This window comes from Enterococcus sp. DIV0294, from assembly GCF_050558155.1.
Classification (GTDB): Bacteria; Bacillota; Bacilli; order Lactobacillales; family Enterococcaceae; genus Enterococcus; species Enterococcus faecalis.
Map to the genome: position 1 here is coordinate 1,594,150 of NZ_CP187889.1, position 13,615 is coordinate 1,607,764.

Annotated in this window: 16 protein-coding genes; 4 read left to right on the forward strand and 12 right to left on the reverse strand. The window is 38.4% G+C overall.

The genetic code is table 11. From position 1 onward, the window contains the following. Positions 1–27 precede the first annotated feature (27 nt). The 10 genes from ftsX to IGJ20_RS07910 all read right to left on the reverse strand — a co-directional run bounded on the left by ftsX (position 28) and on the right by IGJ20_RS07910 (position 9,928). The gene (ftsX, locus tag IGJ20_RS07865; RefSeq protein ID WP_002360154.1) at positions 28–912 is read right to left on the reverse strand and encodes a permease-like cell division protein FtsX; all 885 of its coding nucleotides are present in this window, start codon (positions 910–912) and stop codon (positions 28–30) included. Then, positions 905–1,591, reverse strand: coding sequence for a cell division ATP-binding protein FtsE (gene ftsE, locus IGJ20_RS07870; RefSeq protein ID WP_002361935.1), 687 nt, complete (start codon positions 1,589–1,591; stop codon positions 905–907). Before ftsE ends, ftsX begins: the two co-directional genes overlap by 8 nt. 105 nt (positions 1,592–1,696) lie before the next feature. After that, positions 1,697–2,798, reverse strand: a protein-coding gene (gene prfB / locus IGJ20_RS07875; protein WP_202522552.1) for a peptide chain release factor 2 whose coding sequence is annotated in 2 segments (ribosomal slippage) — positions 1,697–2,725 and positions 2,727–2,798 — 1,101 coding nt in all. Because the reading frame shifts where the segments join, the coding sequence is not laid out codon by codon here. Positions 2,799–2,874: 76 nt separating this feature from the next. Next, positions 2,875–5,412: a preprotein translocase subunit SecA gene (secA, locus tag IGJ20_RS07880; RefSeq protein ID WP_202522553.1), complete on the reverse strand. Its 2,538-nt coding sequence runs from the start codon at positions 5,410–5,412 to the stop codon at positions 2,875–2,877. Positions 5,413–5,667: 255 nt separating this feature from the next. Continuing rightward, a complete protein-coding gene (gene hpf / locus IGJ20_RS07885) occupies positions 5,668–6,219 on the reverse strand; it encodes a ribosome hibernation-promoting factor, HPF/YfiA family (protein ID WP_002357293.1) in 552 nt (183 codons plus the stop codon). 138 nt (positions 6,220–6,357) lie between these two features. Beyond that, positions 6,358–7,044 (reverse strand): ComF family protein, encoded by a 687-nt coding sequence (locus IGJ20_RS07890; RefSeq protein ID WP_202522554.1) that lies wholly within the window; start codon positions 7,042–7,044, stop codon positions 6,358–6,360. Beyond that, complete coding sequence (locus tag IGJ20_RS07895) at positions 7,034–8,350, reverse strand: DEAD/DEAH box helicase (RefSeq protein ID WP_202522555.1); 1,317 nt, start codon at positions 8,348–8,350, stop codon at positions 7,034–7,036. Before IGJ20_RS07895 ends, IGJ20_RS07890 begins: the two co-directional genes overlap by 11 nt. Positions 8,351–8,526: 176 nt before the next feature. Further along, on the reverse strand, positions 8,527–8,982 hold the full coding sequence (gene tnpA / locus IGJ20_RS07900; protein ID WP_142957203.1) for an IS200/IS605 family transposase: 456 nt from the start codon (positions 8,980–8,982) through the stop codon (positions 8,527–8,529). Positions 8,983–9,184: 202 nt separating this feature from the next. Next, a complete protein-coding gene (locus tag IGJ20_RS07905) occupies positions 9,185–9,520 on the reverse strand; it encodes a PTS sugar transporter subunit IIB (protein WP_002360150.1) in 336 nt (111 codons plus the stop codon). 120 nt (positions 9,521–9,640) lie between these two features. Then, positions 9,641–9,928, reverse strand: coding sequence for a DUF7662 domain-containing protein (locus IGJ20_RS07910; RefSeq protein ID WP_002357286.1), 288 nt, complete (start codon positions 9,926–9,928; stop codon positions 9,641–9,643). A gap of 142 nt (positions 9,929–10,070) precedes the next feature. On the opposite strand from IGJ20_RS07910, the gene IGJ20_RS07915 reads away from it, so the two are divergent. From IGJ20_RS07915 to IGJ20_RS07930, 4 genes are all read left to right on the forward strand, one after another. After that, entirely contained in the window at positions 10,071–10,733 is a 663-nt protein-coding gene (locus IGJ20_RS07915; RefSeq protein WP_010708717.1) for a YigZ family protein, read from the forward strand. After that, entirely contained in the window at positions 10,723–10,956 is a 234-nt protein-coding gene (locus tag IGJ20_RS07920; protein WP_002357284.1) for a DUF2829 domain-containing protein, read from the forward strand. Before IGJ20_RS07915 ends, IGJ20_RS07920 begins: the two co-directional genes overlap by 11 nt. Before the next feature lie 62 nt (positions 10,957–11,018). Beyond that, the gene (locus tag IGJ20_RS07925) at positions 11,019–11,804 is read left to right on the forward strand and encodes a 3-oxoacyl-ACP reductase (RefSeq protein ID WP_202242593.1); all 786 of its coding nucleotides are present in this window, start codon (positions 11,019–11,021) and stop codon (positions 11,802–11,804) included. A 145-nt stretch (positions 11,805–11,949) separates the two neighbouring features. Then, positions 11,950–12,471 carry a QueT transporter family protein gene (locus IGJ20_RS07930; protein WP_002385866.1) on the forward strand — a complete coding sequence of 174 codons (522 nt, stop codon included), beginning with the start codon at positions 11,950–11,952 and terminating at the stop codon, positions 12,469–12,471. A 39-nt stretch (positions 12,472–12,510) separates the two neighbouring features. On the opposite strand, the gene IGJ20_RS07935 is transcribed toward IGJ20_RS07930, so the two are convergent. Together IGJ20_RS07935 and IGJ20_RS07940 are read right to left on the reverse strand one after the other, a co-directional pair. Continuing rightward, positions 12,511–13,224, reverse strand: coding sequence for a hypothetical protein (locus IGJ20_RS07935; protein WP_202522556.1), 714 nt, complete (start codon positions 13,222–13,224; stop codon positions 12,511–12,513). A gap of 20 nt (positions 13,225–13,244) precedes the next feature. Then, positions 13,245–13,574, reverse strand: coding sequence for a DUF1648 domain-containing protein (locus IGJ20_RS07940; RefSeq protein WP_010821661.1), 330 nt, complete (start codon positions 13,572–13,574; stop codon positions 13,245–13,247). Positions 13,575–13,615 lie beyond the last annotated feature (41 nt).

The following is a 13,615-nucleotide window of genomic DNA, read 5'->3' on the forward strand; positions in this document are numbered from 1 at the left end:
TCTCCAAAATGGAGAGCTTTTTTTCGTTTAAATTTTCAAGAAACGACGCATTGAAATAACTGAACCTAGTGATCCAATAATCATTCCTGTTGCAATCATTAATAGATTAACTTTCCAGATAAAATCTTCTGGACGAATTAATGAATAATTCGAACGCAATAACTGCGGGTTAAACATGTTATAAACTTGATGGTAGCCTAACGTCATAATGATGACTGGCACGATTGCGCCAATCAACCCAATCCAAGCACCTTCTAAGAAGAACGGCCAACGAATGAAACTGTTTTTCGCTCCTACAAGACGCATAATTTGGATTTCTTTTTGACGAGATAAAATCGTAATCCGAATGGTGTTGGAAATTAAGAACACTGCAACGAATAAAAGTAATGCAGCAGCTGCTAAGCCCCAAGTTCGAACGGTTTGAGCGATTTTAAAGATTTTGTCTGAGTTTACACCACCGTAATCGGCTTTAAAAACACTTGGGAATTTAGCTGCTTGTTTCGCAATATCTTTCGTGTCTTCTGGTGTTTTTGCACGGACATAATACACGTCGTATAATGGGTTACTGTCGCCTTCGAAAAGATTCCAGGCATCCCCCATTTGTTCTTGGATTTTTTTCAATTGTTGATCTTTGTTTGAATAAGAAATATCTTCAACATTGTCTAATCCTTTAAGTTGTTTTTCTAATGTTTTCATTTCATTTTGTTTTGTACCAATATCGACAAAAACAGATACTGTCACGTTTTTTTCGACATCATCAGCAAGTTTCGTTGCATTAAAAATAACGCCCATAAAAATACCAACTAAAACTAATGTAATTGTAACCGCACTTGCTGAGGCAACAGTCATCCAACCGTTCCGTTTTAAACTTTTGATACTTTCAAATAAATGAGAAAAGAATGTTCTAATCATCGTAGCCGTATTCTCCTTCCACTTGGTCACGGATAATGCGACCATTTTCAATGGCAATAACACGGTGACGAATCGTATTTACAATTGTACTATTATGCGTTGCCATCACGACTGTTGTTCCTTGTGCGTTAATCCGGTCCAACAATTTCATGATTTCCCATGAATTCTCTGGATCTAAGTTCCCAGTTGGTTCATCGGCAATTAAAACTTTCGGTGTATTTACGATTGCTCGTGCAATGGATACCCGTTGCTGTTCCCCACCAGAAAGTTCGCTTGGAAAAACACGTACCTTATGTTTTAGACCGACTAAATCTAAAACTTCCATCACGCGTTTTTTGATTTCGCGAGGACGTCGTCCGATAACTTGCATCGCATAGGCCACATTCTCATACACAGTTTTCTTAGGTAATAGTTTATAGTCTTGGAAAACGATGCCGATTTCACGACGTAAATAAGGAACTTCTTTATTTTTTATTTTCATTAAATCATGACCTGCAACTGTCAAATTACCTTTTGTTGCTTTTTCTTCACGATACATTAATCTAATAAAGGTTGATTTCCCTGCACCTGAGGGACCAACCACATAGACGAACTCGCCTTGGTCAATCTCTACTGAAATATTCCGAATCGCTGTTGTACCATTCGAATATTTCTTCATTACATCTTTCATTTCAATCATGGCGTTCTCTCCATCTCTTTTTTCTTCAATCCTACTCATTATAACATGTCAATATTGCAAACTTCTTGCATTAAGTTACATTTTTATTTCAATTTAATGAAGAGCTTAACGTAAGCGCTGTTTTAAGTAGGCATCAATGAAACCATCAAGGTCTCCATCCATCACAGCTTGTACATTACTGGTTTCGTAATTTGTCCGATGGTCTTTGACCATTGAATACGGATGGAACACGTAAGAACGGATTTGTGAGCCCCAGCCAATTTCCATTTGTTCACCACGTAAACTTGCTGCTTCTTGGGCTTTCTTTTCCATTTCCAATTGATATAATTTGGCTTTTAACATACTCATTGCTTGCTCACGGTTTTTTAATTGAGAACGTTGTGCTTGGCTTGCGACAACGGTGCCTGTTGGAATATGTGTGATTCGAACAGCCGATTCTGTTTTATTAATATGTTGACCACCGGCACCACTTGCTCGATAGGTATCAATTTTTAAGTCATCTGGATTGATCGCAATCTCTATTGTATCGTCTAATTCAGGCATTACATCAACTGAACAAAACGAAGTATGACGGCGTTTGGCGGAATCAAAGGGCGAAATCCGCACAAGACGATGGACACCTTTTTCAGATTTTAGGTAGCCATAAGCATTGTAACCTTTGATTAATAAGGTGACACTTTTAATCCCTGCTTCATCTCCAGCTTGGTAATCCAACGTTTCAACTTGGAAACCGTGACTTTCTGCCCAACGTGTATACATTCGTAAAAGCATACTTCCCCAATCTTGTGATTCAGTACCACCGGCACCAGGGTGTAATTCAATTAGGGCATTATTATGATCATATGGCTCATTTAGTAGTAAGGATAGCTCATACGTCGTTAAACGTTCTTGCAAGAGATGAATTCTTTCTTCCAATTCTTCTTGAATCTCTGCATCATATTCTTCTTGTTGTAATTCAAACATCACCGTTAATTCGTCAAGTTCCTCAGAAAGCTGATGAAATTGTTGATATTTTTCTTTCAAACTATTGGTTTCGTTAATTAGCTTTTGAGCCGTTTCTGTGTTGTCCCAAAAACCAGGTTCTCCCATCCGATTTTCCGCCTCGGCAATGTCTTCTTCTAACTGGTCTAAGTCAAAGAGACCTCCTGAAGCTAGTAATTTTTTGTGTCATTTCGTCTAATAATGTACGAATTTCTGGGTTTTCCAAAATGATTCCTTCTTTCTCTTTATGGTAAAAAGAGCAAAGGCGGGACAAATTGCCCCACCCTGCGTTTTTTCTTTAATTAAGCGTTTTTCCCATGACAATTTTTGAATTTTTTGCCACTTCCGCATGGGCATAAATCATTACGGCCCACTTTTTTATCTACACGCACAGGTTGACGCTTCGCACTTGTGTTGCTTTGTGCAGCTGCATCTTGTTCTGTTTCTGGATGTTCCGCTTGTCCTTGGACTACTTGCTCACGTTGGACATTTTGGCGAATTTCCGATTTCATGAATAAACGTGTTACTTCATATTCGATTGAACCCACCATATTGTTATACATAGAATAACCTTCTGTTTGATATTCTACTAATGGGTTGTTTTGACCGTACGCACGTAAGCCGACAGATTGGCGTAATTGATCCATTGCATCAATGTGATCTGTCCATTTAGTATCGACGACACGCAAGATGACAACTTTTTCAAATTCTAGCAGTTGTTCTTGACCATTCAATTGTTGAGATTTTTCTTCAAATACTTCTTGCGCACGTGCCACTAAATAGTCTTTGATTTCTTCAGCTGATTTATTTTCTAAGTCTTTTTTAGAAATCGTATCTTCATGGACAAGTGTTGAGGCTGCAAAATCGACAATCCCATCTAAATTCCATTCTTCTTTTTCTAATTGTGTATGGCTATCCACCACTCGGCCAATCGTCCGTTTTACCATGCCCATCAATACATCAGACAAGTCATTTTCTTCCATAATTACTTCTTGTCGTTGCGCATAAATAACTTCACGTTGCTCGCGCATCACGTCATCGTATTGTAAGACATTTTTACGTGTGTCATAGTTATTTCCTTCCACACGTTTTTGAGCAGACTCTACTTGGCGAGTAAACATTTTACTTTGAATAACTGCATCTTCTTCTTGCACATTCATTCGTTCTAAGAATGTTTTAATTCGTTCTGAACCAAAGCGTTTCATTAAGTCATCTTCTAAAGATAAATAAAATTGTGAAACCCCTGGATCCCCTTGACGTCCTGCACGTCCACGCAACTGATTATCAATACGACGTGACTCATGACGTTCTGTCCCGATAACTGCTAGACCACCTAGTTCAAGTACACCTAAGCCAAGTTTAATATCCGTTCCACGACCAGCCATATTTGTTGCAATTGTAACTGCGCCTTTTTGACCGGCGTTCATAATGATTTCGGCTTCTTTAAAGTGATTTTTCGCATTTAATACTTCATGAGGAATTTTAGCTGCGTTTAATTTATCAGAAAGTAATTCTGACGTTTCTACCGCAACAGTCCCCACCAACACTGGTTGTCCTTTGTGGTAACGTTCTTTAATATCTTCCACCACTGCATTAAATTTACTTTCTAAGGTTGGATAAAGTAAATCTGGACGATCGTCACGGATAATTGGACGATTGGTTGGGATTTGAATGACTTGAATATTGTAAATTTCACGGAATTCTTCTTCTTCTGTTTTAGCAGTACCAGTCATCCCGGCTAGTTTTTTGTACATCCGGAAGTAGTTTTGGAACGTAATCGTCGCCATTGTTTTTGTTTCATCTTCAATTTCGACGCCTTCTTTTGCTTCAATCGCTTGATGCAAGCCATCAGAATAACGACGACCATCCATGATACGACCAGTAAATTGGTCAACAATTAAGACTTTATTGTCTTGAACCACGTAATCAATGTCTAGTAACATGATATAGTTTGCCCGTAACGCTTGATCTAAATGGTGCGTTAATGCTGTATTTTCAATATCGTAAAGGTTATCCAATCCGAAAGTTTGTTCAGCTTTTTCAATACCTGCTTCTGTTAAACCAATTGTTTTAGACTGAATATCAATTTTGTAATCTTCGTCTTCTTTTAAGCGTTTGACAAAATTATCGGCACGCGTATAGAGTGCTGTCGATTTTTCAGCTTGTCCAGAAATAATTAATGGGGTTCTTGCTTCATCAATTAAGATTGAATCCACTTCATCGACAATTGCATAGTTTAATGGACGTTGAACCATTTGGCTGCGATAAACAACCATGTTATCACGCAAATAGTCAAATCCTAATTCGTTATTTGTACTATAAGTGATATCACAGTTATACGCTTCACGTTTTTCATCAGAAGATTTAGAGTTAATGTTTAAGCCAACGCTTAAGCCTAAGAAATTATATAATTCTCCCATTTCGTTAGAGTCACGGGTTGCTAAGTATTCATTAACTGTAACAACGTGTACTCCTTCGCCAGATAGTGCATTCAAGTATACAGGCATTGTGGCAGTCAAGGTTTTCCCTTCACCTGTTCTCATTTCAGGAATGTTCCCGTCATGAAGCACAATCCCACCCATTAATTGGACACGGTATGGGAATAAACCTAGTACTCGTTTAGCAGCTTCACGGACAACCGCAAACGCTTCTGGTAATAGTTCATCTAAGGTTTCCCCTTTTTGATAACGGGCTTTAAATTCATCTGTTTTTTCACGTAATTGTTCATCGCTGAGTTGTTCCATTGCACTTGCATGTGCATCAATTTTATCGGCGATTTTTTCTAATCGTCTTAATTCTTTTTTATCGTTTTCGATCATTTTTTTCAAAAAATTTGCCATTGGTATCTGTGTTCCTTTCAATTACCTCTTTTTATTTTTGTATCCTTTTTGTACAAGAAGCACAATCTATCCGTTTTATTTTATCATTACTTGACGAGAAAGAAAACCATTTCTCTCTATTTTACAGACATTTTCCTTTAAAAGAGGAACTTTTAAAGTTATTTTATGTATTTCTTTATTTTTTCTTTACTCTGTGCTTTAAAGATGTTTAAAGAGCTGAAATGCACGAAGGCATTTCAGCTCTTATTTTAAGCTTTAGTCTGTTTCAATCAAGCCATATTTGCCATCTTTACGACGGTAAACAATGCTTGTTCCATTTGTTTCAGCATCTTCAAAAATGAAGAAGTTGTGTCCTAACATGTTCATTTGTAAAACAGCTTCTTCACTGTCCATCGGTTTTAATGATAGACGTTTTGTACGAACGATGTCTAATTCTGAAGGTGTTTCTTCTGTTTCTTCACCAACTAAGAAGACAGCGGCTTTTGTATTGTTACGTCCTGTTTCACGAGATTTTCTGTTGATTTTTGTTTTAAATTTACGAATTTGTCGTTCTAATTTATCGACAACCAAATCAATACTTGCGTATAAATCAGGTGACGTTTCTTCAGCTCGTAAAACTAGATAAGGAAGAGGAATAGTAACCTCGACTTTGGCTGTTTTTTCAGTGTACACTTTCAAATTCACGTGAACCGTTGCTTCAGGTGAATCGCTGAAATATCTTTCTAATTTACCGACTTTTTTCTCAACATAGTCTCGAATCGCTTCGGTTACCTCGATATTTTCTCCACGTACATTATATCTAAACATAACAATTACCCCTTTCATCTACCAGTAAAGAAAAGATTAAAGGACCACTCTTTAATTCCCTTCTTCTTAATTTCATTATATCGAATAATCTGGGTTTTGCCAACAAAATAGTCATCAAATTTATGAATTCTTTTCTTTTTACCGCGCGAGAGTAAACGTATTCAAACTTTTAGGATAACAGTCATTGATAACAGCAGCTGCGTGGAAAAGAGTTCGTCCAGTGGTATAGATGTCATCCACCAAAATAACAGAACAATTTTTTAATTTTTTTTGGTTTTCTTTTTGGATGGCAAATGGTTGTTGCAACCGCATCCTTTCCTTTCTAGTTTTCTTAGATTGCGGAACATTTTCCTCTTTTCTAATTAAAAAAGGGCTGTACGGAACATCAGCCGCTTCTAGTAAGCCAATTACTTGGTTGAAGCCTCGTTTTTGCATTCGTTTTTCGGATAAGGGTATCGGAATAATATAGTCCACAGATTGTTGCTGAAAGTAAAAGTTGATTTCCTCATTAAAACACGTTCTTAAGCGGTAGTCTCCTTGAAATTTATAGCGTTCCATCCACTCTTGCATTCCTTCATCATAATGAAACAACGCTGCATTATGAAAAGAATACTCTGGATAAAGCAGCTGCCACCTTTGACAATCAAAACAATAGCGCTCTTGGCTGACGCGACTACAGCCAAAACAAGTGCCTATCATTGGCAGTTTCTGGAACTTTGCTTGGCAGTGCTGGCAAAGTGAAGGCCTCGCCCATTTTTTAAAACGTAAGAGCATTTTTAATGTTATCTCCAATCGAATGGGCTCTGCGCAATTTTTACAATCCATCTAACATCCCTCGTTTGCTAGCCAAGCGATTCATTTGCTTTATTTGCCGAATTGCCTCTTTCATGTCTCTTGTTTCCCCATCATGTAAAAATAAAACTTCGCCGTAATTGAATTCTTGTCTTCGATCGACTCGGCCCGCAATTTGGACAAGTGTTGAAGAAGTGAAGACTCGATGATTGGCACCATAAACAATAACTGAGACTGCATCAAAAGTCACACCACGTTCTAAAATGGTTGTAGTGATCAAAATATCCGTTTTCTGCTGACGCATTGCTTGAACTTTTTCCAGGCGAAGCTCATCACTACCATAAACGGCGACAACTTCTTTGTCGGAAAATCGCTCAGCTATTAACGCATGCAATTGGTGAATTAATGAAATGCTTGGGCAAAATAGTAAAACTGAATTACGCACCAATAAACGTTTCAAATGATGTGCAATGATTTTAATATTTTTGCTAGAAAGACGTTGCCACGACTGAATCCAAAATCGGCGTGGCACAGGTAATGGCCTACGATGATATCTTGCTGGCAAAATACTGGCTGCTAACTTCTTTTGCTGTAAAAGCTTCCGCAATTCTTTCGTAGGGGTTGCTGTTAAGTACACCAAACTACTTCTTTTTTTTCGTGCGTTACGCACTCCATAATAAAGATGCTCGTTATTAACAAAAGGAAAAGAGTCGACTTCATCAACGATAAGTAAATCAAATGCTTGATGGAATTTCAATAATTGATGCGTGGTGCAAATCACTAGTTTCGTATAACGATACGGCTCTTGACTGTTTCCATGAAGTAAAGCAATTGCTTCGTGAGGAAAAACCGCTTGGATTCTGGGAAACAGTTCTAAGCAAACATCGACACGCGGCGAAGCCAGCGCAATCCGCCCCCCTTCTTGTAAGGTTTGGTGCAAAACAGCAAATAACATTTCTGTTTTGCCCGCACCTGTAACTGCCCACACTAAGCGATTCTCTCTTGCTTTTGCTGTCTCACAAAGTTCAACCGAGATCGCTTGCTGTCCCTTTGTTAATTGTCCAGACCACTCAAAAAAGACAGTTCTTGGGCTATTGGGCCTTTCTGGTAAATGACAAAATTTTTGACAAGAAGTCACACGGCCTAATTGAATGCACGCATGACAGTAGTATACATTTGTCGCTAGTCTATTTTCTTTTTTTGATACGACTTCCCCGCACCGCTGACATTGAATTGTTAGGGGTGAATGCTCTAACATTGTTGGTAAATAAACCAGTTTTGTCTGTATTGAAGGTTCTGTTTCTTCAAGAATTATTTTACGTCCATGCAAATCTTCCATGTTAACCACCTCAATTATAAAATACGCATTTCTCTAGCTTTTTTGCGAAAAGTAAATATCCACCCGCATAGCGGGTGGCTTTTTAATAGCCCTAGAAGGGCTCGCTACCTGCTGCTCCCTTTAAGGGAGCTTTTTTAGAGACCGCCAACCGCTACCTTTCTATTCTTATCTAGCTGTTACTTCCTAAATGGATCTTTATACTCTCTTTTGTTTATACTATCCCTTACTCGATCTTCTGCTTCTTGTTCTCGTATACACTTTGCTATCGTTTTTTGGTTCAGTCCTACAGTGCTCACATAATAACCTTTTGACCAAAAGGATCGATTTCCATAATTGTATTTTAAATTCGCATGACGTTCATGAATGATTACTGCACTTCTTCCTTTTAAGAAACCCATAAAACCTGATACACTCAACTTCGGTGGAATTCTTACCAACATATGGATATGGTCGGGCATTGCATGCGCTTCAATGATTTCGACTTCTTTCATCTCACACAATTTTCTTAGTATTTTCCCTATATCTCGCTTCAATTGACCATAGATTACTTTTCTTCTATATTTTGGTGTAAACACAAGATGATACTTACAATTCCAACGAGTATGTGCTAAACTTTTATCGTCGTTCGACATTCAAAAACTCCTTTCGATTTGATAACGGTTGGTAGCCTTTATCTATTATATCGAAAGGAGTTTTTATCGCTAAAGCTCTGACCTCCACGCGCAGTACGCGTGGTTTTTTTGTCGAAATCTCTTTAGAGATTTCAACTGACTAAAGTCATTAAAAAAGACAAGTTGCTTTTTCGAAAATTCTCGAAAAAAACAACTTGTTTTTTCACTCTTTTTTATCTGCTTGTGCTAACAAACCCAAGGCTTGTTCCAACACTTTTTCCCCGTTCATTAAGCCGTAATCAGACATGCTAATGACATCTGTTGGGATACCTTTTGGTGATAGACGCTTTTCAAAATCACTCTTCATATAACGAACTTGTGGACCTAACAATAACACATCGACTGGATTATTTTCTAAATTTGTTTCTGCTTCCGATGCAGAAGCCGCAAATATATGGGCATCTAAGCCTTGATTAAATGCTGCTTTTTGCATTTTTGTAACAAGTAAACTAGTACTCATTCCTGCGGAGCAAACTAACATAATTGTTTTTTTTGACATTTTAACAGCCCCTTTTACCTTTGCCTTTTTCAATTTTCAACATTATCTATTAAAAATATTATAGTGTAAAGTTAATTTTTGTCAATCATTCTTGTTTTTTAAAGCGGATACAATCCTAGTTTAAACGTACCATGCTGACTTCAGCAATTTATTAAATACCACATATTCTTTTTCCAAATTCACTTGAACTACTTGGTAACTCGCATTCAACCAACCATAAGCGCCCTTTTCTGGATGCTTATAATCGTTCGCCCACCAATCGACATCTGTCTTAGCAGTTTTTGGTAAACCAGAATGAGGGAATAACAATTCATCAAACTGAGTAAAGGTCAAAGTAACTTGGGAACCGCCATTCGTTTTCAAATAATGAGTAATTGTATCATATTTTTTCTGTCGTGTATGTACCATTTTCCAGCGCCTCCCTTTTCTCTATCATACCTTATTATAACGTTTTTTTCCAAAAAATCTCACAAAAAAGATGAGAGAAAAAGTTGCTATTCAGTTGATTCTTTTTTATACTGACTTTATTACGAGAGAAAAGGATACCCATATGTTAGAAAGCTATATTACAGTCAAACAAGATGGTTTCAGCGAGATTGAAATCAAGAAATCGCGGTTTATCTGTTCTGTAAAGCGCGTAACATCAGAAGAAGAAGCAAAAGCCTTTATCGCCGCAATAAAAAAAGAACATTGGAAAGCCAATCATAATTGTAGTGCTTTTGTGATCGGCGAAAAAAATGACATTCAGCGGAGCAGCGATGACGGCGAACCTAGTGGCACTGCTGGTGTTCCAATGCTGGAAGTCTTAAAGAAAAAAGAGTTAATCAATGTAGTGGCGGTTGTCACTCGTTATTTTGGCGGAATAAAATTAGGCACTGGTGGTTTAATCCGAGCATATAGTCATGCTCTTTCCCACACTTTAGATGAAATTGGTTTAGTCATTGGCAAATTGCAACAAGAGCTATTGATTACGATCGCCTATCCTTTATTAGGAAAAGCCCAAGCCTTTTTGGAACATAGTCCCTACACGCTTAAAGAAACTATTTACACAGAGTCTATTCAGTTAATTTGTTTAGTAGATGAACAAGCAACAGAAACATTTATAGCTGAAATGACGGATCTACTTAACGGTCAGTTGACAATTGAAAAAGGCGCAACGAGCTATCACGAACTACCATTTAACGAAAAAGGAGCACAATCAAATGACATTTGAAGAAGTATTGCCACAGATTAAAGCAGGAAAAAAAGCCGTACGTAAAGGCTGGAGCGGTTTTGAACTTTTTATTGAATTACGTGATGAAATTGGCACCTCCGAAGGTGAATTTTTACAAGTTACCCCGTATTTTTTAATCAAAACTTCTGATGAAGGCTACAGCATGTTTTCACCAACACCCTGTGATGTCTTAGCAGAAGATTGGGTGATTGTTGAAGCATAACTACACACATAAGGTCTGGCAGATTACGGCGATTGCTCGTTCTTCCAGACCTTAATTTTTAAATGTTTAAAGGAGTTTTTCTTATGCCAAAAGAATTTGAAACAAAACGGGTGCTTGTAACCGGTGCAGCTTCAGGGATTGGCCAAGCACAAGCAATTGCCTTTGCTGAGCAGGGCGCTGAAGTTATTGGCATCGACCTAGACGAAACGGGGTTAAAACAGACAGCCGCACTGGTTAACCCAGATTCTGCTAAGTCATTTACTTATTTTGTCGGTGATGTGTCTTCTCCCTCATTTGTGCAAGCCACGATGAAACAAATTGTGAAAAACAACGGCCAAATTGATATTTTATTAAATACGGCAGGTATTTTAGATGATTATCGTCCTTCTCTAGAAACTTCGGAAGCTTTATGGGATCAAATTTTAGCAACCAATTTAAAAAGTGTCTTTTTAGTGACCAATGCTCTATTACCTTATTTCCTCCAACAAAAAAAAGGAGTAATCGTTAATATGGCATCTATCGCTGGCTTAGTGGCCGGGGGCGGCGGCGCAGCGTACACTGCCTCCAAACACGCAATCATCGGGTATACAAAACAACTTTCCTACGATTATGCCAAATTAGGCATTCGAGCAAATGCGATTGCGCCAGGTGCCATCCAAACACCCATGAACGCAGCTGATTTTGCAGGAGAAGGTGAAATGGCTACTTGGGTAGCACGTGAAACACCTGCGGGCCGTTGGGCACAGCCACAAGAAGTAGCAAAACTTTCATTATTTCTAGCTAGTGATAACGCTGATTATATCCACGGCACAGTTATGACCATTGATGGTGGTTGGACCATGAAATAAAAAGACTTTACAGAGTGTCTGTTCTTCAGTAACATGTAACACAGTGAGGCAACTCACACCATAACACTTCAGTTGGCTTTGCTGCCCTTCCTTTGGTTATGGTTATCACTAAAACACGTCGTTGTTTTATAAAGGAGAATCTTAAATGAATCATTCATCAAATCCACAAACCAGTACGTGGTCAGCTACGGCTTTGGCTAAAATGGCGCTGGTTACCGCTTTGTATGTCGTTGTCACTGTACTTCTCGCTCCGCTTAGTTTTGGTCCGATACAGCTTCGTCTTGCCGAATTATTTAATTATTTAGGCGTTTTTAACAAGCGATATATCTGGTCCATTACGTTAGGGGTTGCGATTGCCAACACCGCTTCGCCTCTTGGTATCATCGATATAGTCATCGGTAGTGCTGGAACGTGCGCAGTCTTATGGATTGCCTATTTTGCGACAAAAAACCAGCAAAATTTATTGATTAAACTAATGCTGACGGCCATTCTTTTTGCTTTGTCCATGTTCACTGTCGCCGGACCCTTAACGTTCTTTTATCAGTTACCTTTTTGGTACACATGGTTGACCGTTGGACTTGGTGAACTTCTTTCAATGACGGTCGGCGGCATCCTGATTTACGTATTAAATAAAAAAATACAGCTTGTAAAACGCATCGAAGAATAAAAAAGCGCTTGGGGTTTAAACCCCAAGCGCTTTTTAGCACTATCCTTTAGGTTGAATGAAGTCTGCTTGCCATTTTCCAAGAGATGGATTGTAATCAAAATACCAAAGTTGTGAAAAATATTGTTTTTGATGCTTGTATCCCGATAAAAAACGACCGCTTTGAGTATCTTCCTCGTAGTCAATACAAGAAAAATGAAGCATCAGTGAAAAACTGGTTTCACTAATAGGATGATAATTCGAAGCTGGCGCTACTTTCACTTTTTTCACATGATTTCTGATGCCCGCTTGTTGATTTGCTTGTAATACTGCAAGATGTTTTTGATAAAGTTTTTCTGTATAGTTATCTTTGACCACAGACAAGTTTTCTTGATCCCACGCTTGTTGTATTTCTTTTAAGAGTGCCTTTTTTTCTTTTGATGTTCCAGGTAATGCTGCCCACATTTCTTGAAAAGCTCCTTCATCGACTGGTTGATTTCTACGGCGTCTTTGCCAAATCATCGTGCCCCCAAAAAGAACAAAAAACACTGTTGAAATTAAGCCTTCCAGTGGCGTTGTGTTGCTGGTCCCGGTCTCGTTATGATGAACATAACTTCTTGATCCATCACCGCTTGGCGAAAAACCATTCGAGGGATTACCTCCGCTAGGACTTTCTACACGTCCGCCGCCATAGCCACCAGCTACAGCCGCCGATTGATTAGGCCATAAACAAAAGGCCATGGCACAACCCACAAAAACTAAAATTAACTTTCTCATTTTCTCACCTTTCGACCCCTTCAAACCAACAAATGAATAAATAGACGCAGAATACTAAACAAAGCGCCAAGATTAACAATGATTAATAATACCTTCAGCCATCTGCCATATGGTTGTACTGATTGATAACTTCGTTGATAAATACTCAAGCCAAACAGGACCGCTGGCCACATAAATATACTAGATCTTGGGCCAAACGAATTCCCCTCGCCCCAAAAATTCACATGAATGGGCACATGAGCTGGTAAATCAGGATAAACCACCGCACTTAATAACAGTAAACAGACTGCCAAGACACTTGTAACAATAAACAACCCCTGACTAACTTTTTCAATCTGCTTGTTTCTCATTATCTTAGCTTTCTCCTCTAGTTTAATGATGGATATACTTT